Raw genomic sequence first — 22,550 nt, 5'->3', positions numbered from 1 at the left:
TTTTATATTAGCATCTTTAAAGTCTGAAATAATAATGAGTAGCTCGGCTTAGTTACGCAAAGGTTTGCCGGTCGTGAGCATCGCTTGGATACGCTCGAGGGTCTTTTGCTCGCCACAAAGCTGCAAGAAGGCCTCTCTTTCGATATCGAGTAGATATTGCTCCGATACTTTTTGCTGAGCAGAAAGATCTCCACCGCAAAGCACATAAGCTACTTTTTTAGCAATCTTGATATCGTGATCACTAGCATAGCGACCTAGGCGAAGGCTTTCGGCAGCTACATAAAGTGCGCCTAGACCACCACGGCCCAATACTTCGATATCATTGCGGCTAGCCGGCTGTACATAACCAGCATTGGCCAAAGCGATGACCTTTTGCTTCGCTTTTTGTAGCGTGAGGCTAGCATTTACAGATACTTGATCGATTCCATGACGGAGGTATCCTTCATTGAAGGCTTTGGGGGCAGAGGTAGCCACTGAAGCCATAGCGATCGTTTTGAAACGGTCGATCAATTTGGGAACATATACATCCTCTTTGTGGAAGCTATCTGAGGCACGAAGAGCAAATTCTTTAGTTCCAGCACCACCAGGGATCAAACCAACACCTACCTCAACCAAACCAATATAAGATTCAGCAGAAGCAATGACAGCATCGGCATGCATAGCCATTTCGCAACCCCCACCAAAGGTGAATCCTTGAGTAGCAACCACAACGGGAATGCTAGAGTAACGCACGCGCATATTCATTTGCTGGAAAGCGTGAATAGCCATATTGAGCTCATCAAAATCTTGCTCATAAGCCATCTGGGCAATCAACATCAAGTTGGCCCCAACAGAGAAGTTCGTGGCATTGTTGCCAATCACCAAACCTCTCCAGTCTCCTTGCTCAGCAATTTCAATAGCTTGCATTACACCACGAACGACACCCTCACCCAAAGTGTTTTGGTAAGAACGGAACTCCAAGCAAAGTACTTGGTCTCCAATATCGTGTAGCTGAACATCGCTGTTTTCCCAAACTACAGACTTATCACGGATGTTGTCCAAGATAATTGACTGCTCCGCACCAGGTACAGGCTGATAAGATTTGCTGTCTACATTATAGTAGTTAGTTACGCCATTCACTACCTTATAGAAGCTAGTATGACCTGCAGCAATCATTTCTTTTACCCAAGCAGCTACTGTTTGTCCATCGGCCTCAGCCAATTCAACAGCTTTTTCTAGGCCAATCATATCCCAGTATTGGAAAGGACCAACTTTCCATGCAAAACCAGCACGCAAAGCATCATCAATGCTATACAACTGATCAGAGATTTCAGGAATGCGGTTAGACACATAAGCAAAAAGACCCAACAATGAGCGGCGAACCAACTCAGCTCCTTTGTCCTCTTGATATTTATCTTTGAAGAAGGTTTTTACCTTGCCCGCTAGACCAGAAACATTTTTGAGATCACCCAAAAGTGCTGTTTTCACGCGCTGAGCAGGAGCATACTCCTGTGTCGCTAGATTGAGCGCCAACTTGATATTGCGGCCATTCTCATCTTTTTGTCTAGTACGCTCATAAAAACCTTTTTTGGTCTTGTTACCAAAAAATTTGTTCTCTAGCAAAAACTGTAGATAAGCAGGTACCTCAAAAGCGGCAGCTTGCTCATCAGTTGGGCAGTTATCTTTGATCCCCTTGATTACTTTTTCGGCAGTATCTAGACCTACCAAATCAGCCAAGGCAAAAGTCCCCGTTTTAGGACGTCCAAGAGCTGGACCAGTCAACTGATCTACCTCTTCAATAGAAAGACCAAGCTCTTCCGTCAATTGGAAAATCTTGGCCATAGCATATACCCCTACGCGGTTAGCAATAAAGGCGGGAGTATCTTTACAAAGTACCGTTTGCTTCCCAAGGAAACGGCTACCATAATCCATAAAAAAGTCGATCAATGCTGGATCGGTCTTTTTTGTGGGAATAATCTCGAGAAGTTGGAGGTAACGAGGGGGATTGAAAAAGTGCGTTCCACAGAAGTTCTTCTGAAAATCTTCGCTACGTCCTTCTAGCATCATAGAAATTGGAATACCCGAGGTGTTTGAGCTAACAATAGCCCCAGCCTTACGATATTTTTCTACTTGTGCAAATACCTTTTGCTTGATATCAAGGCGCTCTACAACTACCTCAATAATCCAATCGCAATCAGCAATTTTATGGAAATCATCCTCAAAGTTGCCTGTGCTTACACGACTAGCAAAAGCAGGATCATAAAAGGGCTCAATTTTCTTGGCCTTAACCGCGGCTTTAAGGGCCTGATCGGCCAATCGATTGCGCGCTGCAGGGTTTTGCTTTTCCTCTTCAGAAAGGTCAAAAGGAACAATGTCCAATAGCAATACCTCTAGTCCAATGTTCGCACAATGGGCAGCAATACCCATTCCCATAACACCAGATCCGAGTACAGCGACTTTACTAATCCGTCTGCTCATCTTGTGATTCTAATTAATTTAATGAAGGAATTATTTTTTTTCAGCTTTTGGCCAACGCCTGAGCCGCTCTAAGGCCCAATTGCAGGCCGAGCCTAACAATTTAATATCTTGAAAAACACGCATCATCATTAATGCGCCTTCTATCTGCATAACCGTCTGCCGAGCCGCCTTGAGCGCCTCCTCTTCAGAAGCCCCAGCCCGCAGAAATAAATGGGCAAAAGCAACTATCCAATCTTCAAAAAAAGCTTGCAATACCCGCCTAAATTCAGGCTCTACCGAAATGGTCTCTAAGGTAATGTTGCCAAACAGACAACCCGCCAAATCTTGCGTGAATATAGGCGCCTGCTGATCAAAAAAAGCTTGTAAACGCGCCAAGGGGGTCATCTCCTCCTCATAAGCAATGGCAAAAATCTTCTTGCGATAATACTCCAATAAGGTGGTCAAGACCTCTAACATTAAGGCCTCTTTAGAAGAAAAATAATGATAAAAACTCCCCTTCTGCAAGCCGCAAGCCTGAGCCAAATCACGCATAGAGGTTTTGTTGTACCCTTGCTTCCGAAAAACAATAATCGCTTTTCGCACAATTTCCTCTTTCGTAATCTTTTGTACGGGCATTTTTATTTGGTTTGTTGCTTTGGCAAATTTACCAAACGTTTGTTCGATTCCAAATTTTTTTAGCCTTTTTCTTTGGGGCCTCCGCAGCAAAGCTGCGGCGCTACGCTTTGGGGCTCGCTGTTACTTGCTTCGCTGCGTCGGCTCCCGTTGGTCGGGTCGCTCGGCCCTGCAGCCGCCTTTGGCGGCTTGGGTCTGGCCTGACGGCCACCCCTACACATCGGTTACTCCCTTTGGTCGTCGAAGACGCCCTAAAGGGCTTGTTGTGGCCGTTTGGCCTTCGGCCATGGCGGCTTCGCCGCCTGCAATTCATCGCCTAGGGACAAGAATGGAGTCAGCCCTAAAGGGCCTCCACTGTCCATATAGCTGGCCTTGCTCTCTAATGGATGGCGTTAACTTCATGAGGGTTTTAACTCTCATTTATAAGCATTGCGGAGCAATACCATTGTTGCTGTGGGTTTTCACCCAGAGCTCTATATATCCATCCTACAGGCGGCAAAGCCGCCGCAGGCTGAGGGATGGACAGCAGTGGCCCGAAGGGCCAGACCAAAGCGCTTTAGCGCTGCAGGGCCGAGCGAATAGCGAGCTGCGACAACCAGCCCCTATAGGGGCGCCAGTTCGATGACCAACGGGAATAAACAGCCCGGCCCGCCCATCGGGCGGGCAAGCCCCAGAAAACGACCTAATTCCATAAAAAAGACCATCTCAACTACTACTTGTAAACAAAAAACAACTATCTTAAAGTATTCTATAATCTTACAAGCAAATACAATGAAGCACTTACTTTTATTCCTCTGCCTATTCTGCAGCTCTTTTCTTTTTGCTCAGCATTATGAGGTAGGCAAAACCTATAACTTTGATGGTAAAAAAGTACAGCTTTCGGTCCGTTACGACGACAAAGGACAAGCTCATGTTAGCCAGAAAGCACAAACCAAAGAAGTAGAGGACCAAGCCTACTTTTTTACGGACCAAAACTACTGGACCAATATTTCTGCCGATGAAAATGTTGTGGAGATGGATCTAGTAGAAGATGCTCCCGTTCATCACTTCTGGGTTATCGACCTCAATGGCGAGCCCACAAAAGCAATTCCCTATACCGAATATAAAGGCGGGGAAGGATCTCAGCTCGTTTTAGAAGCCAATTGCGTCATTTTTGAATAAACACGTGCTATTCTAATAAAGAAAGCCCTCACCTGAATTCAGGCGAGGGCTTTTGCTTTTTCCCTATGGCTTAAAGTTGTTCAGCAAATCAACGAGATGTTGCACAGATGCCAAATCCATGGCATTGTACATAGACGCCCGAAAGCCCCCCACCGATCGGTGGCCCTTCAAACCACTAATGCCATTGGCCTCGCAATAAGCCAAAAAGGCCGCCTCATGCTCTGCCGTATCCGCTACAAAACAGGCGTTCATGATAGAACGATCCGCCTTGGCTACAGTGGGACGGAAATTAGGATGCGCCTCTACTGCCTGATACAACAAATCCGCCTTTTCTTTATTCCGACGCTGCATAGCCTTTAAGCCCCCCTGCCCCTGAATCCAACGCAAGGTCAACATAGATACATAAATGGGATATACCGGCGGCGTATTAAACATCGAGCCCTTTTTGATATGCGTCTGATAATCGAGCATAGTCGGAATCTGACGCTGGATTTTGCCCAAAATAGATTTGCGCACAATCACTAAAGTCACTCCCGCTGGTCCCAAGTTCTTCTGCGCCCCAGCATAAATCAAATCATATTGGTTGGCCTCTATCGGACGGCTAAAAATGTCTGATGACATATCCGCAACCAATAAACAACCCTCGGGACGCTCTGGCAAATGATGAAACTGACTCCCACGAACCGTATTATTGGTCGTAATATGTAAGTATTTGCAATGGGCCGGAATCTGACAAGCTTTGGGAATATAAGTAAATTCCTTATCCGCAGAACTGCCCACAACCACTACCTCACCAAAGTTTTTGGCCTCTTTGATGGCTTTGGTCGCCCATGTTCCTGTATCTATATAAGCAGCCGTTTCACCTTCTCCCAACAAGTTCATCGGGACCATAAAAAACTGCGTCGAAGCCCCTCCCGTCAAGAAGAGTACCTCAAAATCATCTTCTAGCTCCAAGAGCTCCCGCACCAAATCCCGAGCCTCATCCACTACGGCCGTAATCGGCTTAGAACGATGCGACATCTCTAAAATAGAAAGCCCTTCTTGTCCAAATTCTTTTACCGCCTCGGCCGCTTCGGCCAAAACTGTGGCAGGTAAAATGGCTGGTCCAGCCGAAAAATTATGCTTCTTCATAAGGTTCTTTTTGTCCGCCAGTAGCGGCCTATGATTTCAATTTGGGGTTGTTGGCATGCCGCTCGGCATCCCGAATTTTGCGTTTTTCCATGATATCCTCCAAAGCTTGACCCAAATCTACCCCAGTCTGATTGGCCAAACAGAGCAATACAAATAAAATATCGCCCATCTCACTGCCCAAGTTTTCCTGGGCATTCGCCTCATCTTCAATCCGTTTGAAGGATTGCTCTCCATAAATTCGAGCCATCAAACGAGCTAACTCACCCACCTCTTCCATTAAGATGGCCGTATTGGTCAACTCATTATAATAACGAACGCCTACCGTCTTGATCCAATGGTCTACGGCGGCCTGTGCTTCTTTTATTTCCATATTCTACTTTGCATTCTTTATCTTCGTCCAGAACTTGTTCAAAATAAGCTTTTATGCAAGAAAATAAAAATTCCAAGGCGATTCCAGCTACCCAGGCCTGGCTAAAAGCCGTAGTACTCGACCTACAACTTTGCCCTTTTGCCTATGCCCCTCATCGCCAAAATCGCATTGCCTACCACAGCTCTAGCGCCCAAACCGTAGAAGCGGCCCTGTTGGACCTTGAACAGGCTTTGCAGGAACTGCAAGATCAACCGCAAATTAGCACGAGCTTGCTCATTTTTGAAAGCGGCTTTGCCAACTTTTTTGATTATCTAGACCTGCTCGATCTGGCCGATCTCCTCATTGACCAACTCGATTTGCGCGGCCATTATCAACTCGCCAGTTTTCACCCCCAATACCTTTTTGCTGGCGAAGATGAACAAGCAAGCAGCCATTATAGTAACCGATCGCCCTTTCCCATGCTCCACCTCATCCGAGAGGCGGAAATGGAACTGGCCCTAGCCCATTATCCCCAACCCGAAAATATTCCCATCCGCAATCAAGCCCTACTCAATGAACAGCCCCCTAGCTATTGGGCCGAAAAGCTACAAGCTTGCTATCTCACTGAAGACTAGTTTTTTTTGGGGCTGCCCCGCCCGTAGGGCGGGTCGGGCTGTCTCGCAGCTCGCTATTCGCTCGGCCCTGCAGCGCTAAAGCGCTTTGGTCTGGCCCTTCGGGCCACTGCTGTCCATCCCTCAGCCAGTCGCTTCGCTCCTCTACATCCTAAAAAATACGCTTATGTCTACTCCTGCCCTACTGAGTATTTTGGCCAAAGACTTTCCTTTTTTGCAGGCCCAAGAAGAGGCCCAACTAGAAGAAGCCTTGGCCCAAGCGCTCCTCTCCTACCTGGATCCTTTGCAAGAGGCTTTCTTTCAGCTTTGTTACCGTTGGGACATTGCTGAGCATAAGGTTCGACAGATTTTGGAGCAGCCCCAAAATGAACCCATCAATATTTTACTGGCCCAATTGTTTATTGCTCGGGCCAAAGAGAAATGGGCCTACCGCCAAGCCTATCCCCAAAAAGAAGCCGATGAAGAAGACGGGGTTGCTCCTTGGTAAGGACAAAGGCCCAACAAAAGCCCTTCGCTTTGGCCTAGGGGCCTGTAACTGGTGCGGCGCAGCCGCAGACCCAAGCCGCCGAAGGCGGCTGCAGGGCCGAGCAGACCTGCGAGCCAGTGCACAGCCCGGCCGCCGAAGGCGGCAGGCCCCAAATAAAAAAGGCCTGCCAAAGCAGACCTTTTCCTTCCAAAAAATGAGTGAGATTGACCTTAATCTCTGGGGGGAGGGGGAGGACCATCTTCGCCATGTCCGCGATGAGGTTTCCCGCCTCTATGGTGCTTACCGCCATGGTGTTTACCTCCTTTATGGCGGCCTTTCATAGCTTTGAGCATCTCTCTTTTAAAGCCTCTTTCGGCCTTTTGGAGCATAAGAACTTTGCGCAAAGGCAAAACACTCTTAAACTCCTTATGGTATTTGCGCTCTAGAGCGATATGCTTTTCTTTCAGCTTCATTTGCTCTTCAAAGATGCCCTCAGCTTCCTTGTCTGACATCAAGGCCAGATCTTTTTGATGTAGGGCTTTTCCATCCTTGCGCAAAGCTTCTTTCTCCTTTTTAAAGGCCTCATATACAGGCCAAAATTTTTTAGCTTCATCGCTAGACAATTCTAGCTCTTTTGTCAAATACGCAACGCGAAGGGCTTCCATACGCTCACGGCGGGGGCTGTCTTCTTTGGGGCCATCTGCAGGGGGTTGTGCATTTAGGCCGAGGCTACCCAACAAGAGTAGCATCATAAATGATAGATACTTCATAGTCATCAGAATTTAGATTGTTGTTGTTTAGGAACTGCTTTTTCAAGCGTTCTAGTTGAGAATATCATCCTCAAGTTGATCTAGTTCGTCCATTTCTAGATATTCTTGAAGATCGTCATTGTTTGTTTCTTCTAGTAGTTCAGCTTCTATAGCCGCGCCAGTTGTAGAGAGGAGCAAATTGGCTTCTAGTTGATCTAAGGTATAGTCATCTACATAAGCCATAAGTTCATCCATAGGCAAATCATCGAGCTCAGCCAATAGGTAAGTTTCGGCCATTTCGCTATTTATTGCCATGGCATTGCTATTGAGGCGAGGGTTGTCGAGTAGCCAAAAGCTTGCCGTTCCAGCAAATAGGGCCACAGAGGCGGCCAGGCCTATTTTTGGCCAAAGGCGCTTTCTTTTTCGAGCTCTATTCTTTTTGAGATCCAAGAGGTTTTGCTCAAAGTAGCCAATTGGAGGAGCAGTGCGCTCTTCGGCTAAGGGCTTTTTATGTTGAGCCAAAAATGGGCTAATGCTAGCCAGTTCTTCTTCGGCCTCTAGGCGCTCTTCTAGGCGTTGGGGCAGGTTTCGGAAATAATCCTTGGGGGGAGCAGTTTGACTTTGGGGTAAGGGTTGCCGATGCTTTGCCAAAAGCGGGCTTAAGTCCGCTAGCTCGGCCCAAACTTCTGCTCCTTTTTTGGGGTCCTTCATCTTATTGCTGTTTAATATAGTTTTCAATTTTTTTCACTGCATGATGATAGCTAGCCTTTAGGCTACCCACCGAAAGTTCTAAAACCTCGGCCATATCTTGATAAGGCATTTCATCATAATAGCGAAGCAAAAATACTTGTCGCTGTCTGTCGGGCAAAAGAGCAATTGCTTCTTGCAATAGGTTTTGGATATCTTCTGCAGGTAGATAGCTATCCGCTTGAGCGGGTGCCTGATGGTCCAAAAGCTCCAGACTCTCTGTCCGATGCCGCTTACGCTTGCGCAAATGGCTAAGGGCCTCATTGGTAGCAATTCGGTAAAGCCAGGTATAGAGTTTAGATTGTCCTCTAAATTTATCAATACCTTTATATACCTTAATAAAGGTATTTTGCAGCACCTCATCGGCTTCTTCATGGGGGCCAAGCATTCCTCTCAAATGCCAATATAGGCGCTCTTGGTATTGTTGCACCAACTGACTAAAGGCACGCTCAAAGCTTAGCGGCATTTGCAGTTGCTGGAGCAATTCCTGCTCTTCTGGCTGTAGGTAACTACTTTCTTCTAGGGCCATTGTTATTTTATTCATAGCGCATCTTCCTTGTTTCGCTTCTAGGATGCCAAGGAAGGCCCGAGGTTTAAAATTTTTTTATTTATTCCCCTCATTTTACAAAAAAAGGGCTGCGAAACATATTCCGCAGCCCCTTAATTCTTAACTATTTAGCTTAGAAATCAAATTTGATTCCCTGAGCCAAAGGTACATCTGCACCATAGTTAATGGTATTGGTCTGGCGACGCATATAGGCCTTCCAAGCGTCAGAACCTGACTCACGTCCTCCACCAGTTTCTTTTTCTCCACCAAAAGCACCTCCAATTTCAGCTCCAGAAGTACCAATATTTACGTTGGCAATTCCACAGTCAGAGCCTTGAGCAGAAAGGAAAAGCTCTGCTTCGCGGATAGAATCGGTCATGATGGCCGAAGACAATCCCTGAGGAACATCATTTTGCATAGCAATAGCCTCTTCCAATTCACTGTACTTGAGCAAGTATAGAATAGGAGCAAAAGTTTCTGTTTTTACGATATCAAATTGCTCGCTCACCTCAATCAAACAAGGCTTCACATAGCAACCGCTTTCATAACCTTCACCTTCCAATACACCACCTTCTACCAAGATATTTCCGCCAGCAGCTTTAGCGGCTTCAATAGCCGCTAAATAAGTGTTTACAGAATCTTGGTCGATCAATGGCCCTACGTGATTGTTTTGGTCCAAAGGATTACCAATGCGAAGTTGAGGATAAGCATTGACCAACAACTCTTTTACTTTATCATAAACAGAGTCATGGACGATAAGGCGACGAGTAGAAGTACAACGCTGTCCGCAAGTACCTACAGCGCCAAAGATCGTAGCAGTTAGCGTCACTTTTAGGTCAGCCTGAGGCGTAACGATAATCGCATTGTTCCCCCCTAATTCCAAAAGGGTTTTACCAAATCGGCCAGCTACAGTTTGGCCCACGATGCGGCCCATACGGCTAGAACCTGTAGCAGAGATCAATGGAATGCGCTCGTCATTGGTCATCCACTCTCCTACATGGTAGTCACCTGTTACGATAGCCGAAAGGCCTTCGGGCAATTTATTCTCTTGCAAAACTTGCTTCAAGATGTTTTGGCAAGCAATAGCACAAAGAGGAGCCTTTTCAGAGCCTTTCCAGATACAAACATCCCCACAAACGAGGGCAATCATAGCATTCCAAGACCAAACGGCTACGGGGAAGTTAAAGGCAGAGATAATCCCTACAATCCCTAATGGATGCCATTGCTCATACATTCTGTGGTTAGGGCGCTCCGATTTCATGCTGAGGCCATAGAGTTGGCGCGAAAGTCCAACAGCAAAATCACAGATATCAATCATTTCCTGTACTTCGCCCCAGCCTTCTTGCAGGCTTTTTCCCATTTCATAAGAAACGAGGCGGCCCAAAGCGTCTTTATGGCGACGCAAAGCCTCTCCATATTGGCGCACAATTTCACCACGTTGAGGAGCAGGCGTGGTTCTCCAGCTCTTAAAAGCAGCTTGTCCAGCCGAAACAATGCGCTCATATTCGGCCTGGCTAGTCGCATAAACCTTAGCGATCAAGGCCCCATCTACGGGAGAATAAGAAGAAATCAAGGGCGCATTGGCCTCGTGAAAATCCTCTAAACCAGTGCTACTACCTGCATTGACATCGGCCAATCCTAGTTCTTTGAGCACTTGGCTCATATCAATTTGCTCTGCTGTTTGCATCTTGCTGTAATTTTGTGTTCAAAAATCTTTTCAAAGATAACAGAAACCGAAAGTTCTGCCAAATAGGGAGGGACTAAAGGCTTGTTTTTATTCTGTTTGTTTTGGGGCTGCCCCTTCCGCCGGGTTGAAACCCAGCGCAAAGCGGTATCGCTTTGCGAAGCGATACAAAATGAGGGTGGAAACCCTCATGAATTATCGGGCGGGTCGGGCTGTGCCGTGGCTCGCAGGTCTGCTCGGCCCTGCGGGGCTTCCGCTGCGCTTCAGCCCCTGGGTCTGCGGCTGCGCCGCACCACTTTCCATCCCTCAGCCGAAGGCGGCTTTGCCGCCTTGGGGACCTAGCCCAATATCGCTTTTTGCTGCCTGTTCTTTAGTGCTTCAGTATACAGAAGGAGAATTTATTTTTTGTCTCTGCCAAGCAGAAAACTAAAACCCAAAAGGCTAGAAATCTATACTATACGTCCTCTAAGTCCATCAGATACGTCTCTAAACTCCATTGGGTACGTTCTGAACTGCATGAGATAGGTCCCTAAACTCCATTGGGTACGTCCCGAGCTGCATGAGATACGTCCCTAAACCCCGTGAGATACGTCTAGGGACCTCTAAATAGAGGTCCTGAGACGTCTATTTGGGGTCCTACAACCTATATTATGGACTTCCATAACCTACATAATCGACTTCCACAACCTATATTATAGACTTTGACCACCTCTAGCATACAGTAAAGGACTCCATACAAGCAGTACAACTACTGCAGCCGAACAGTCAATTACTACATCAGAGCAGTACAACCACTGCATAGCAACAGTAAAAGAGTAGAACCATAGACTAAAGAAGAGGAATAGAAGATAAAAAGAGGACAAGCAAGGGCTAGAACAACTGCTAACCAGGAGAAAGGAAACAAATTCAGCCAATCGACAAGCCCCTAGGCGATGAGAAGGGCAGACACAAAGTTTTAAACAGTCCAAAAAAAACTGCCCAGCCGCCGAAGAAAACCGCCCAAAAAAAGACAAAAGATGAGCGGCCCAGCGCTGCGGAGCGGTGGCCGTCAGGCCAGACCTAGGCGGCGCAGCCGCCGCAGGGCCGAGCGAATAGTGAGCCCCGCAGCATAGCGGCGGCCGCCAAGGCGAAGGGCGGCCGCGGGCCCCAAAATAAAAGGAGAAAAAGATTATTCAGCTTCTTTTAGCGGGACAATCTTTCGGCCCAAGAAAATGGCCAAAAAGGTAAAGCCCACTGCTAGGTAGCCTAAATAATTATAATTACCGATAGCGACGACATCGGTATTTTTTTGGGCAATTTCCACCACAATATTTCCACTAAGCAGGGCGGCCATACCCGCGGCTAGTTGTTGCATAGCGGTATTTAGGCTCATAAATCCAGCTCGGTACTTTCGTTCTACGCTAGAGACCACCATCGTAGTAGAGGGAATAATTCGGCCACTAATGAGGATAAAAAAGAGCGAGCTCACGAGCAGGGCGAAAGGGATACCGTAATCGGGTAAATGCGTGATTAACAGTAGAGGTAAAATGGATAAGATGGCAAAAGTGACAAAAATATTTTTGTGGCCTTTTTGGTCGGCTAAACGGCCGATAGCGGGACCAGTAAATAGTGTGAGAATACCGCCACAGAGGTAAATATAGACTAATTGCATCTCGCTAAAGCCAATATTTCCGACCATAAATGGGCTCACATAGGGAATAATCATAAACTGGCCGAGGATAAGCAAGAGCGTCATGCCCAAGGCTCGGAGTTGGTTGGGATTGCTAAAAGTGCGTTGGATAATGCTAAAGGGAGGCGCTTTGGGTCCCTCTTCCTTATATTCCAGATTTGGAATAAAGTACCAGAGGCCGACCAAAACGGGCAAAGAAGCCACGGCCAAAATCAGGAAAGGCCAGCGCCAGTTGCCCATACTGGCCATATAGATACCAAAGGGTACCCCGAAGGCAGCGGCGGCAGAAAAAGCGGCCATGACTACGCCCATAGCAGAGGCGCGTTTTTCTAAGCTAAACACATCACCAATTAGGGAAAGGACGAGTGCGTTGAGCAGGCCACCAAAGAGGCCTGTTAGGATACGGGCGAGGACCAGCGTTTCGTAGCTATTGACCAAACCACAGGCTAGGGTTCCCAACCAAAAGCCAGCATAGGTCCATAGCAGCGCCTTTTTCCGGTCTAATCGGTCAATAAAAAAAGCACTAGCCAAAACGGTAGCGCCTGCACTGAAGGTGTAAGAAGAAACGAGGACCCCAAACTCCTTGGCCGAGATATCGAGTACTCGCATAAGTTGTGGGCCTAGAGGCATAAGGACCATAAAGTCCATAATGTGCGTAAACTTTGCCCCTGCCAAACTAAAAAGTAAGAGTTTTTCGCTAGGGCTAAATTTTATTTTCATGATATTGAGATTTGAATACAGTAAGCAAAACAAAATAAGGGGCTAAAGGTTGCCCACTTTTTTTTTGCTTTTGTTTTCGGAATGTCGCAAATATGGCTATTTTTAGGCGTAAACAAAGGCCCTTAACAGACTTTAGGAGTCTGTTTCAAGGAAGCCTTAAATCTCTTAGGCTAGCTTAAAAAGGCTGGCTTTTTTTGGGATAAATATTGTATTATCTATATATTGACTTTTGTGTGAAAGTCAGAGAGCAAATCCATAAAATCATGAAGGGAATTATTCTAGCCGGTGGGCAGGGAACGCGTTTGTATCCATTGACATTAGCTGTTAGCAAGCAGCTCATGCCGGTTTACGATAAGCCTATGATTTACTATCCTTTATCGACCTTGATGTCGGCGGGGATTAGAGATATTTTAATTATTTCTACGCCTCATGACTTGCCTAATTTCCAGAAGTTATTGGGTGATGGCAGTCAGATTGGCTGCAATTTCAGCTACATCGAGCAGCCCGAACCAGAGGGAATTGCGCAAGCGTTTATTTTGGCGGAGGATTTCATTGGGGAGGATTCAGTTGCGCTTATTTTGGGCGATAACATTTTTTATGGCGATCGTTTAGATGAGCAGCTTCAAGCGGCCACCCAGGTAGAGGGCGGGTTAGTCTTTGCTTATCCCGTTTCTGATCCAGAGCGTTATGGTGTGGTAGAGTTTGATAAAAATCGCCAAGCGATTTCTATTGAAGAAAAGCCCAAAACGCCCAAGTCTAATTATGCGGTACCGGGCATTTACTTCTATGACAATGATGTTATTGAAATTGCTCGCAACTTGGAGCCATCTGCTAGAGGGGAGTTAGAGATCACGGATGTGAACTTGCACTATCTCAAGGCGGGTCGTCTCAAGGTAAGCCCTATGGGCCGTGGAATTGCTTGGTTGGATACGGGCACACATGCCTCCTTAATGCAGGCGGGGCAATTTATTGAGGTGATTGAGCAACGCCAAGGCCTCAAAATTGGATGTATCGAAGAAGTAGCCTATCAGATGGGCTTTATTGATGCGGAACAACTAGCCCAATTGGGCGAAAAATATAAAAAGAGTGGGTATGGCGAGTACTTGTTGCACCTACTCAAAATGGGACTGTAAACTTAGGGAGGAAACTAGCTAGCACAAACAACTTTTTCATCATATACTTGTTGCTACATCGGTTTTATTCCCCTTCCATATTATCACCAAAGTTATCAAGCTCATCGCTGATAATGACATTTAAATATAAAATTCAAATGGACGCCTTAAAACAAAAATTTGCGGAGAAAGCCGCTGCGCTCTTTCAAGAAAACCGAGCAATGCTCAAAGAACATGGAGATAAAATTATCGACCAAGTTGCTATTAGCCAGTTGTATGGCGGTATGCGCGGCATGAAAAGTATGATTTGGGAGACTTCTGAGCTTGATGCCTATGAAGGGATCCGCTTCCGGGGCTACTCGATCCGTGAGCTACGCAAGTTGTTGCCCAAGGCGCCCAACTGCAAGGAGCCTCTACCCGAGGGATTGTTCTGGCTCATGCTAGTCGGTGAAATTCCTAGCCAAGAAGAGGTGAACTGGCTAACTGAAGAATGGAAAAAAAGAGGTGAACTTCCTGCTCGCACCACAGCTATGCTAGATGCTATGCCTGCAGATACTCACCCTATGACTCAATTGAGCATGGGGATCCTCTCGCTACAAAATGATAGTATTTTCGCTCAGCGCTACGAAGAAGGTATGCCCAAAAACGAATATTGGGATGCTTACTATGAGGATAGCATGAACCTAATTGCTAAACTTCCTCGTCTAGCTGCTTATATCTACCGCCGTACCTTCCACAACAATGAGCACATTGCTGCTGATCCTAGCCTAGACTGGGGAGCAAACTTTGCTCATATGCTTGGAATTTCTGAGCATGAGGACTTTAAGTCACTTATGCGTCTTTATCTTACCATCCATGCAGATCATGAAGGTGGAAATGCCTCTGCACACAGCACGCACTTGGTAGGCTCTACACTTAGCGATCCTTACTACTCGCTATCTGGTGGTATGAACGCCTTGGCTGGTCCCCTTCACGGTTTGGCTAACCAAGAAGTTATCAAATGGATCTTGGAAATGGTGGATGATCTAGGTACAGACACCCCCACTAATGAGCAAATCACAGAATATATCAACCAAACTTTGGAAGCCGGTAAGGTAATTCCTGGCTACGGTCATGCCGTTCTTCGCCAGCCCGACCCCCGCTATATTGCTCAACGCCACTTTGCTGAAGAGTACATCAAGGATGACGCAATTGTAAGCATCGTTTGGAAACTCTTCACTATTGTTCCTCCAATCCTTCAGGATTTGGGCAAAGTGAAAAACCCTTGGCCCAATGTAGATGCTCACTCTGGTGCACTACTCATGCACTACGGCCTCAAAGAATTTAGCTTCTACACTGTACTTTTTGGTGTTTCTCGCGCCATGGGTGTATTGGCTGCAGGTGTTTGGTCTCGCGCCCTAGGTATGCCTCTAGAGCGTCCTAAGTCAATGACGACCAAAGCCATCAAAGAGTTTTTGAAGAAAAGCACTGTAGAAGGATAATCTTCTGCTTGACTGAATAAACTAAAGCCCATAGCAACGCAAGTTGTTATGGGCTTTTTTATAATTCTTCTTTTTTAATGGGGCCTCCGCTGCGGCTTCGCCTTGCGGCGCTACGCTTCGGGGCTCGCAAGTCTGCTCGGCCCTGCGGCGGCTGCGCCGCCTAGGTCTGGCCCTTTGGGCCACCCCTCCGCAGCGCTAGGCCTGCGGCCCTTCGGGCCTGCAAAACCGTAAAAGGGCCAAGTATAGGCACAAAAAAAGGGCAGCAGAACAAACTGCTACCCTCTATACATTTCAGACGACAGGAAATTACTGACGTTTGATAGTTACTTTGCGGTTAAGCTCAGCACCAGACTCATCAGTGATTTGGAACATGTAAGTTCCGTCATCAAGAGTTTCTACGTTAAGTGCATTGTAGTTGCTACCTTCGTTAACTTCCATCACACGGTGGGCAGCCAACTCATAACCTTCTTCATCGAACATTTTCATGGTTACGTCTTTCTGCTCTTCAGATTTTAGAGAGAAAACGAAAACATCATTTTCAACGGGATCATCAGAAGCGATCATCTCGATGTTCATTACTTTGGCTACTTTTTCAGCGGCCATAAGGCTAGTGTAGATAGTAGCTACAACTTCTTTGTCGTCACCGTTGTCCATAAGAAGAACAACAGCTACCATTTTGTCCTCATTCTGAGGCGCAGCAAATGCGAAGCTATTGAAAGCGAGCACAAATGCAAGTACAGCGGTTAGGATTCTCATAATGCATTAGTTTTAAGAATGATAAAAATAGAATTCTACAATAAATGTAGGGGTCAAAACTCAGATTTCCAAATATTTAGAGCACCTTAACCCATAATTAATTTCTATTTGTCTATCAATAACGGTATTTGGCCTAGTATATTGGCCTTTCTGACGTAATTCTACTCAAAAAAATGTAATTACAAGCATTTTTCTATATAAAATTTTGATTTTTAACCTTCAGACTGACTTTTAGGCAAATTACGTAGCGCGAAGTTTCTTCCATTCTCGTACATAAATTTGCGCAAAATTTCTTCTGGGCTCAAATCAAACATTAAGGCCTCCACTTCTTCTTTTGTAAACAAATCAAAGATAGCTTCTGGTTCACTTAAAAAGGCATAAATATCTTGGGCCAAAACAGGCATATCTGCAGAGCTAGCATAGCATTCAAAAGGCGCAATCATGCCGTCAAAATCAGAGCCTAGAGCTAGAATATCCCAAGCAGAGGGCTCATTTACGGCTTTTACTGTAGCAAAAACATTGGCCATAATGACCTGTACATAAAGTTTTCTTCTTTGGGCCGAGCCTTCTACGGTCTCACCCACAGCTTTTTTGGCCTTATTGCCCATTAGGCGGTACTTATCGAGCATAATGCCCACAATGCCTTTAGATTGATGTATTTGGCGAATATCTTCATCGGCCAAACTGATGGTCCAGCGATTGAGGTAAGCATTTTTATTTTTGGCCTTATTATCCTTTCGGCTATACGCCTTATCATAAATAGAGCAGCCGGCCACTGTAGAATGAGAACTAATAATGCCAACGGTATCTCCTTGGGCTCTTAGCTCCTCTAAGTAATTGTAATACCAAAGGCGGGCATCCAAACTCATGTGTTTAACATCCACTAAAATGCGGCGGCCATTTTCTTGGTCCAGCATCTTTTTGATGACCTTTTCTCCCAAGGGGGTCAGCCCCTCTCCTACTCCTTTTTTTCCTCCAAAGACAAAATTTTGTAGCCCGCTAAAAGTCCGAGCATGTCCCCCAAGGCCATTCCAAAAAAAGTGATTGATATTCATACTCAAAACAGGATGTTCCAAATAATCGTCTCCGCCCTCAGTCAAAGGCAAAACGCCCTTCATTCGGTCCACATTTTTCAGATACAACTCGGCATATTCTTCTGTTTGAGAGATATCATTTTCTTCTAGAGAAAGGCCCAAGCTATGTCCTCCTTCAATATTCAAGACAATAGCCAACTTGTGTTCATCGGCTAAAAGGGATTGCAGATGTTCGCTGCTTTGAGCGACCTCATACTGTTTGGGTTCTCCATACATATAATAGTTTTGCCCTTCTCCCTCTAATACATAAGCAATATTGGCTCGTAAATCCTCATAATAGTTAATCTGTTCTTTTCGGCAGGGCATATCGTCAAACTCTACTCCAGAGACACAGGCCATGGTCCCTTTCCCCTTCTTTTTTTCATTTAATAGACGTACATGCATCATTCCCTTCTCCAAAGGCGTAAGTGATAAAAAGCCAAGGCCAACATTTCCTCGCATCAGGCCCTCAAAATGGCATTGCGAGTAGCGAGGTACTTCCTTTGAGCTGCTCACAAACAATTTAGATAGTTTACCCTCACAATTATGATTGATCGGTTCCCAAATACTATAACTACAAACATCTAAGGAATTAAATGGCTTGAGCGCAGAATGCAAATGCACATCTGTATAAGGAAAATCCGTTACATTAAATTGATAGGATTCTTGGGCCGATAAAGACAGTCCCAAAAGAAAAAATAGGGAGAAGAAGGAGACTTTTTTCATTTTTGATTGTACGTTTATTTAATTTAAATTAGCTAATAAAAAATAGCAGATCTTTTGGACCTACTCGGTTTTTCTAAGATAAGAATTTAAACGGGCTAAACAACTAATTATCAAAATTTTGTTCTCGTGTACCTATTATTTTGCGTCCTACAGGCGGCGAAGCCGCCGCAGGCCCAGCGCTGCGGAGCGGGTGGCCCGAAGGGCCAGACCAAAGGCAGGCTTTAGCCTGCCTGCAGGGCCGAGCAGACCTGCGAGCCCCGAAAAGGCAGGACCCGAAGCGCAGCGGAGGGGCAGCCCCAAATAAAAAACAGTAGTTGGCCCTTTTTACTCGAACCAAAAGCCCCCTATTTTCGTCTATAATAAAAGACTTTGTACAATCGTTGAATTTACTAAAGAAAACTTAATTCTTGGTAAGATATTTGGTCTAAATAAAGACTAATTTGGCCTTTTATTGGGCCTTATTTTTTAGCTAACAAGCAGTTTTACGCCCTAATTTTATGTTTAACCTCAACTATCAAGCGCCCAGGCCCATCCAAGTTCCGCTAACGGTCAACCGGCAGCGGGCAGTTTTGGAGCATTATATTCAGCCAGAAACCAAGCTAGAGCGGATTCTTTTGATGGATCCAGCTTGGCTGCGTGGTGCCTTTTGGGGTCGACCTCGACCAGGTCATCCCGAGGGACAAATTCTTTTTCATATCCAAGATGTTTTAGCGAACATTGATGCCGTGAATTTTTCGGCCAATGTGCGCCAAGATCTTCGTTTGGTCGCCATTATTCACGATACCTTTAAGTATTTGGAGGAAAGCCAGCGCCCTAGAAGAGATTGGTCGAAGCATCATGCGGCAATTGCCAAGCGCTTTGCCAAAAATTACTTGAGTGATGAGCGGCTTTTGCAACTGATTGCGCTGCATGATGAAGCCTATTATGCTTGGAAATTTTGGCAAAAAGGCCGCGAGGAGGAGGCTGAAAATAAACTGGCCCAAACGTTTAAGCAGCTTGGACCAGAAAATAAACAGTTGTTCTACAACTTTTTTAAATGCGATACTTGGACAGGCAACAAGACACAACAGCCCATTGCCTGGTTCGAAAATAAAGTGAAGGATATTGATACTTTTCAGTTCTAAAGATCAAAATCTTGACGCAAGGCCTGCAATAGCGATTTTCCTCGCTCTTGCAGGCTTTCTTTTTCGCTAGCTCCCAATTTCATCCAGCGCAATTTGGCCAAAAATAAAAGGGCCGCATCTCGCATCCGAACATAAAATAAGCTAAGACAAAGGACCAAGACAGGCAAAAGTAAGCCTAGGGCACCAAAGTAAAACAGCCCAAAAATGCTCCAAATTAAACCATAAGGAATCCAACAAACTAAGGCTAAGGCAATGGCCATAGGTCCCCAAAAATGTTGACTTTTAGGCGAGCGAATAAAATGCGCTCTCAAGGCCCGAATAGCCGTAAACAAAGGCCAAGAAAGTAGCCAACCCGCCAAATAGAGCGGCAAAAACAAAATAAATAAAACAGGCGAAATTGGGTTTTGCTGAAAAATGGCCAAGGGCAATTTATGCTCGGCCAAAGCCCCAAAATAATCTCGACAAGCGGCCAAATGCTGCGCTTTTTTCTCTTCCTCCAAAGCATTGAGTTGCTCTGTCAAGCGCTGATCTTCGCCCAAGGCGCCCGCATCAGCCTGTAAAAAGCCTGTTGCTTGGCCCTGGCCCTGACGGGCAAAACTATATAAGTATTCGGCTAATTCTTCGTCCTCTTCTCGTTCAATCCAAATGACTTCTTTGGCCAAGGCTTCCCGCATGGCATAAGTTAATAACTTGGCCCCTCTTTGCGAATCTTTCTGGTAATCTTCCTCAAAATCTCGGACCGAAAAGCGCTCGCCAATGCTAATTTTGACCTCGGCCCGCCAATTTTTATGATGGCTAAAGTTGACCCCAATAGGCAAAACTTGCAAATCTTGGCCCGCGGGCAATTGCTCCAAAGTAGAAAGCGCCAAACGTGCTGTGCCCGTCCGAAAATGCCGCAAACGCTTTTCCATCACGCAATTTCCCTCTGGCGCAATGACCACCGCCAAGCCCTCTTTTAGATAAGCCTGCGATTGCTGCATGGTCGAGGCATTTTGGTCTAACTTCCGTAGCCCTTCTTCGGCCCGCATAATGGGCAAAATGTGAATTTGCCGATAAAACCAACGCGCCCAAGGATTAGTAAAAACCGACGCCCTGGCCCAATAATAAATAGAGCGGGGCAGAAATGCCCCCAAAATGAGCATTTCCGTAAAGGCAGTCGAATGATTGACAATAATCAATAAAGGCCCATTTTGGGGCAAGCTCTGCTTTTGTCGCCAATACAAACGGCGAAAAAAACCAAAGAGCAATAATCGAACAAGTTGGCGCAAGAAGCTGTACATCATAAACTAGAGATTGGAGGGCAAAACTAGCAGTTTTTAAGCTAAAAGCGGTATTTTCAAGCCAAACTCCAAGCTTCATCTTAGATTTGCCTATGCTACTCTCCGCCAAAAAAGTCCGCCTCAATCAACTGCTATCCCTAGCCATTGTGCTTATTATTAGTGCTACCTTTCATCTATTTACCTTTGTTAGCGCCGTTACTCCCGAGCTCTTAATTATACTTGTACTGACCAACTTTGTCGTCAGCTATAATATATATAGCATTCTGACCAAAAAATACAGAGAGCGGCAAAAGCTAGAAAACACGCCTTTTCCCGAAAAATGGCGGGAAATTTTAGAGGAATATGTGGCCTTTTATCGCGCCCTTTCTGAAACGGATAAAAGACGCTTTGAAACCGAAATCCAAATCTTTTTGCATGAAACCCGAGTAACGGGGGTCAAAACAGAGGTGGATGACCTCACTTTGGTCCTAGCCGCCGCCAGTGCCGAAATTCCCGTTTTTAGCTTTCCCGATTGGGAATATGAAAACCTAGGCGAAATCCTCATTTATCCAGGCGCTTTTGATAGAGATTTTCGCACCGAAGGCCATGGCCGCTCCGTTTGGGGCATGGTAGGCACGGGTGTGATGGAGGGCATGATGATTCTCTCTAAGCCGGCCTTAATTTCTGGCTTCCAAAATTCTGGCGATAAGCTCAATGTGGGCATTCATGAGTTTGCTCATTTGTTGGATGCCGCCGATGGCAACTACGATGGGGTGCCCGAGGTCTTTTTGCAAAATCAATATTTGGAGCCTTGGCTAGAGGTCATGCACAAAGAAATTGAGAACATCAAGGCGGGCAAATCGAATATGAATCCTTATGGGGCCACCAACAAGGTGGAATTTTTTGCTGTGGCCAGCGAATATTTCTTTGAGCGGCCCGAAGTTATGCAAAAAAGAGAGCCAGAGCTTTACGAACTGATGCAAAAGATTTTCCAACAAGATACCAAACAGCATTTTCGCCTAGCGGCCCAAGCCATGATTGGCTATAATGGGCGCAAACTGGGCCGCAATGCCCCTTGTCCCTGCGGCAGTGGCAAAAAGTATAAACAATGCTGCCTTAAAAATGCTCGTCAGTATTAAGGAAATTTGGGGCTGCCCCTTCCGCCGGGTTGAAACCCAGCGCAAAGCGGTATCGCTTTGCGAACTTATACAAAATGAGGGTTAAAACCCTCATGAGTTCTTGGGCGGGTCGCTATGCTGCGGGGCTCGCAGTTCTGCTCGGCCCTGCAGGCAGGCAAAGCCTGCCTTTGGTCTGGCCCTTCGGGCCACCCGCTCCGCAGCGCTCAGCCGATCTACGGCCTTTTTTCAGGTCCAATAAAGGGCTTCGGCCGCAAAACTAGGGGTTCAGAACAAGGCGTTTTGAACCTTTTTTAGGCTTTTGGGGCTTTAAGCTTCTGAAGGATAAAATTAAAAAAGCTGCTCGCTCTTTTTTACCTTTGCGTTTGGCCAATTGGCTAGGCGTTTATTGGCCTAGCGCTGTGCAGGGGTGGCCGATAGGCCAGACCAAGGCGCTTTAGCGCCGCAGGGCCGAGCGACTAGCGAGCTGCGCAACATAGCGGCGGCCAACTGAGGCCAAAGGCCGAACTGGCCGCAGGCCCCAAAACCAGAATAATTTAAGAATAGAAATGGAACAGCAAACGATAAAACAGCGGCAAGTAGCTGCTATGATTCAACGAGAATTTTCTGTGGTCCTCCAAAATGAAGGCCGCCTCATTTATGGCGATGCTTTGGTAACCGTTACCCGAGTGCGCATGAGCTCTGATATGGGCATTGCTTACGTTTATCTCAGCGTGTACAATAGCGTATACAAGCAGGAAGTCATTAAGGAAATGTGGGAAAATTTGGTGCGTTTGCGGACCGAATTGGGCAAGCGCATTCGCAAGCAGGTGCGCCGCATTCCTCGCCTCAAGTTTTTTATTGATGACACCTTGGACCAGGTGGAAGAGATCGATAAGCTCTTTCAGAAAATCAATGGAGAAAAGAATGTAATGCGCTCGATGAAAGATGCGCAGCAGGACCGTGAAGAGGACTAAATT

General features: G+C 46.1%; 20 protein-coding genes. 8 read left to right on the top strand and 12 right to left on the bottom strand.

The genetic code is table 11. The features are described from left to right. Positions 1-48: 48 nt before the first annotated feature. A complete protein-coding gene (locus tag PPO43_RS09470; RefSeq protein WP_272617181.1) occupies positions 49-2,457 on the bottom strand; it encodes a 3-hydroxyacyl-CoA dehydrogenase/enoyl-CoA hydratase family protein in 2,409 nt (802 codons plus the stop codon). Between the two features lie 30 nt (positions 2,458-2,487). After that, positions 2,488-3,072: a TetR/AcrR family transcriptional regulator gene (locus PPO43_RS09465; RefSeq protein ID WP_272617179.1), complete on the bottom strand. Its 585-nt coding sequence runs from the start codon at positions 3,070-3,072 to the stop codon at positions 2,488-2,490. Between the two features lie 768 nt (positions 3,073-3,840). Between PPO43_RS09465 and PPO43_RS09460 the strand changes: the two genes are divergently transcribed. After that, positions 3,841-4,230, top strand: a complete 390-nt coding sequence (locus PPO43_RS09460; RefSeq protein ID WP_272617177.1) for a hypothetical protein — start codon at positions 3,841-3,843, stop codon at positions 4,228-4,230. 63 nt (positions 4,231-4,293) lie between these two features. On the opposite strand, the gene serC is transcribed toward PPO43_RS09460, so the two are convergent. Both serC and PPO43_RS09450 read right to left on the bottom strand, forming a co-directional pair. Then, positions 4,294-5,361: a 3-phosphoserine/phosphohydroxythreonine transaminase gene (gene serC, locus PPO43_RS09455; protein WP_272617175.1), complete on the bottom strand. Its 1,068-nt coding sequence runs from the start codon at positions 5,359-5,361 to the stop codon at positions 4,294-4,296. A gap of 28 nt (positions 5,362-5,389) precedes the next feature. Then, positions 5,390-5,731 carry a nucleotide pyrophosphohydrolase gene (locus PPO43_RS09450; RefSeq protein WP_272617173.1) on the bottom strand — a complete coding sequence of 114 codons (342 nt, stop codon included), beginning with the start codon at positions 5,729-5,731 and terminating at the stop codon, positions 5,390-5,392. Positions 5,732-5,784: 53 nt separating this feature from the next. Between PPO43_RS09450 and PPO43_RS09445 the strand changes: the two genes are divergently transcribed. Then, complete coding sequence (locus tag PPO43_RS09445) at positions 5,785-6,345, top strand: DUF1415 domain-containing protein (RefSeq protein WP_272617171.1); 561 nt, start codon at positions 5,785-5,787, stop codon at positions 6,343-6,345. Positions 6,346-6,508: 163 nt separating this feature from the next. Beyond that, entirely contained in the window at positions 6,509-6,829 is a 321-nt protein-coding gene (locus tag PPO43_RS09440) for a hypothetical protein (RefSeq protein WP_272617169.1), read from the top strand. A gap of 209 nt (positions 6,830-7,038) precedes the next feature. Here PPO43_RS09440 and PPO43_RS09435 read toward each other — a convergent pair whose 3' ends face one another. The 5 genes from PPO43_RS09435 to PPO43_RS09415 form a co-directional block, all read right to left on the bottom strand. Next, the gene (locus tag PPO43_RS09435) at positions 7,039-7,578 is read right to left on the bottom strand and encodes a hypothetical protein (protein WP_272617167.1); all 540 of its coding nucleotides are present in this window, start codon (positions 7,576-7,578) and stop codon (positions 7,039-7,041) included. 51 nt (positions 7,579-7,629) lie between these two features. Continuing rightward, positions 7,630-8,295: a hypothetical protein gene (locus tag PPO43_RS09430; protein WP_272617165.1), complete on the bottom strand. Its 666-nt coding sequence runs from the start codon at positions 8,293-8,295 to the stop codon at positions 7,630-7,632. Further along, on the bottom strand, positions 8,270-8,848 hold the full coding sequence (locus PPO43_RS09425; protein ID WP_272617163.1) for an RNA polymerase sigma factor: 579 nt from the start codon (positions 8,846-8,848) through the stop codon (positions 8,270-8,272). The genes PPO43_RS09430 and PPO43_RS09425 overlap by 26 nt, the downstream gene beginning before the upstream one ends. Before the next feature lie 136 nt (positions 8,849-8,984). Further along, entirely contained in the window at positions 8,985-10,538 is a 1,554-nt protein-coding gene (gene amaB / locus PPO43_RS09420) for an L-piperidine-6-carboxylate dehydrogenase (protein ID WP_272617161.1), read from the bottom strand. A gap of 1,165 nt (positions 10,539-11,703) precedes the next feature. After that, on the bottom strand, positions 11,704-12,924 hold the full coding sequence (locus tag PPO43_RS09415; protein WP_272617159.1) for an MFS transporter: 1,221 nt from the start codon (positions 12,922-12,924) through the stop codon (positions 11,704-11,706). A 263-nt stretch (positions 12,925-13,187) separates the two neighbouring features. On the opposite strand from PPO43_RS09415, the gene rfbA reads away from it, so the two are divergent. Together rfbA and PPO43_RS09405 are read left to right on the top strand one after the other, a co-directional pair. Next, a complete protein-coding gene (rfbA, locus tag PPO43_RS09410) occupies positions 13,188-14,057 on the top strand; it encodes a glucose-1-phosphate thymidylyltransferase RfbA (RefSeq protein WP_272621332.1) in 870 nt (289 codons plus the stop codon). Between the two features lie 137 nt (positions 14,058-14,194). Beyond that, positions 14,195-15,517: a citrate (Si)-synthase gene (locus PPO43_RS09405; RefSeq protein ID WP_272617157.1), complete on the top strand. Its 1,323-nt coding sequence runs from the start codon at positions 14,195-14,197 to the stop codon at positions 15,515-15,517. 306 nt (positions 15,518-15,823) lie between these two features. Here the strand turns inward: PPO43_RS09405 and PPO43_RS09400 are convergent, their stop codons facing one another. Continuing rightward, complete coding sequence (locus PPO43_RS09400) at positions 15,824-16,273, bottom strand: T9SS type A sorting domain-containing protein (RefSeq protein ID WP_015692802.1); 450 nt, start codon at positions 16,271-16,273, stop codon at positions 15,824-15,826. 212 nt (positions 16,274-16,485) lie between these two features. Next, positions 16,486-18,072, bottom strand: coding sequence for a membrane dipeptidase (locus tag PPO43_RS09395; RefSeq protein ID WP_272617154.1), 1,587 nt, complete (start codon positions 18,070-18,072; stop codon positions 16,486-16,488). Positions 18,073-18,569: 497 nt separating this feature from the next. Here PPO43_RS09395 and PPO43_RS09390 point away from each other — a divergent pair, with 497 nt between their 5' ends. Continuing rightward, positions 18,570-19,196 (top strand): hypothetical protein, encoded by a 627-nt coding sequence (locus PPO43_RS09390; protein ID WP_272617152.1) that lies wholly within the window; start codon positions 18,570-18,572, stop codon positions 19,194-19,196. Here PPO43_RS09390 and PPO43_RS09385 read toward each other — a convergent pair. After that, positions 19,193-20,479, bottom strand: a complete 1,287-nt coding sequence (locus PPO43_RS09385) for a 1-acyl-sn-glycerol-3-phosphate acyltransferase (RefSeq protein WP_272617150.1) — start codon at positions 20,477-20,479, stop codon at positions 19,193-19,195. The genes PPO43_RS09390 and PPO43_RS09385 overlap by 4 nt on opposite strands. Before the next feature lie 89 nt (positions 20,480-20,568). Between PPO43_RS09385 and PPO43_RS09380 the strand changes: the two genes are divergently transcribed. Both PPO43_RS09380 and rbfA read left to right on the top strand, forming a co-directional pair. After that, positions 20,569-21,594 (top strand): zinc-dependent peptidase, encoded by a 1,026-nt coding sequence (locus PPO43_RS09380; RefSeq protein ID WP_272617149.1) that lies wholly within the window; start codon positions 20,569-20,571, stop codon positions 21,592-21,594. A 545-nt stretch (positions 21,595-22,139) separates the two neighbouring features. Then, complete coding sequence (gene rbfA, locus PPO43_RS09375) at positions 22,140-22,547, top strand: 30S ribosome-binding factor RbfA (protein ID WP_272617147.1); 408 nt, start codon at positions 22,140-22,142, stop codon at positions 22,545-22,547. Positions 22,548-22,550: the final 3 nt, after the last annotated feature.

This window comes from Saprospira sp. CCB-QB6 (assembly GCF_028464065.1).
Lineage (GTDB): Bacteria > Bacteroidota > Bacteroidia > Chitinophagales > Saprospiraceae > Saprospira.
This window is presented reverse-complemented; position numbering and strand designations above follow the sequence as displayed.

Bases quoted from the DNA above. Each gene is read 5' to 3' on its own strand.
- PPO43_RS09400 (WP_015692802.1), bottom strand. From the start codon at position 16,273: ATGAGAATCCTAACCGCTGTACTTGCATTTGTGCTCGCTTTCAATAGC.
- PPO43_RS09380 (WP_272617149.1), top strand. From the start codon at position 20,569: ATGCTACTCTCCGCCAAAAAAGTCCGCCTCAATCAACTGCTATCCCTA.
- amaB (WP_272617161.1), bottom strand. From the start codon at position 10,538: ATGCAAACAGCAGAGCAAATTGATATGAGCCAAGTGCTCAAAGAACTA.
- PPO43_RS09385 (WP_272617150.1), bottom strand. From the start codon at position 20,479: ATGATGTACAGCTTCTTGCGCCAACTTGTTCGATTATTGCTCTTTGGT.
- PPO43_RS09390 (WP_272617152.1), top strand. From the start codon at position 18,570: ATGTTTAACCTCAACTATCAAGCGCCCAGGCCCATCCAAGTTCCGCTA.
- rfbA (WP_272621332.1), top strand. From the start codon at position 13,188: ATGAAGGGAATTATTCTAGCCGGTGGGCAGGGAACGCGTTTGTATCCA.
- PPO43_RS09395 (WP_272617154.1), bottom strand. From the start codon at position 18,072: ATGAAAAAAGTCTCCTTCTTCTCCCTATTTTTTCTTTTGGGACTGTCT.
- PPO43_RS09450 (WP_272617173.1), bottom strand. From the start codon at position 5,731: ATGGAAATAAAAGAAGCACAGGCCGCCGTAGACCATTGGATCAAGACG.
- serC (WP_272617175.1), bottom strand. From the start codon at position 5,361: ATGAAGAAGCATAATTTTTCGGCTGGACCAGCCATTTTACCTGCCACA.
- PPO43_RS09470 (WP_272617181.1), bottom strand. From the start codon at position 2,457: ATGAGCAGACGGATTAGTAAAGTCGCTGTACTCGGATCTGGTGTTATG.
- PPO43_RS09405 (WP_272617157.1), top strand. From the start codon at position 14,195: ATGGACGCCTTAAAACAAAAATTTGCGGAGAAAGCCGCTGCGCTCTTT.
- PPO43_RS09435 (WP_272617167.1), bottom strand. From the start codon at position 7,578: ATGAAGTATCTATCATTTATGATGCTACTCTTGTTGGGTAGCCTCGGC.
- PPO43_RS09415 (WP_272617159.1), bottom strand. From the start codon at position 12,924: ATGAAAATAAAATTTAGCCCTAGCGAAAAACTCTTACTTTTTAGTTTG.
- PPO43_RS09425 (WP_272617163.1), bottom strand. From the start codon at position 8,848: ATGAATAAAATAACAATGGCCCTAGAAGAAAGTAGTTACCTACAGCCA.
- PPO43_RS09445 (WP_272617171.1), top strand. From the start codon at position 5,785: ATGCAAGAAAATAAAAATTCCAAGGCGATTCCAGCTACCCAGGCCTGG.
- PPO43_RS09440 (WP_272617169.1), top strand. From the start codon at position 6,509: ATGTCTACTCCTGCCCTACTGAGTATTTTGGCCAAAGACTTTCCTTTT.
- PPO43_RS09465 (WP_272617179.1), bottom strand. From the start codon at position 3,072: ATGCCCGTACAAAAGATTACGAAAGAGGAAATTGTGCGAAAAGCGATT.
- PPO43_RS09460 (WP_272617177.1), top strand. From the start codon at position 3,841: ATGAAGCACTTACTTTTATTCCTCTGCCTATTCTGCAGCTCTTTTCTT.
- rbfA (WP_272617147.1), top strand. From the start codon at position 22,140: ATGGAACAGCAAACGATAAAACAGCGGCAAGTAGCTGCTATGATTCAA.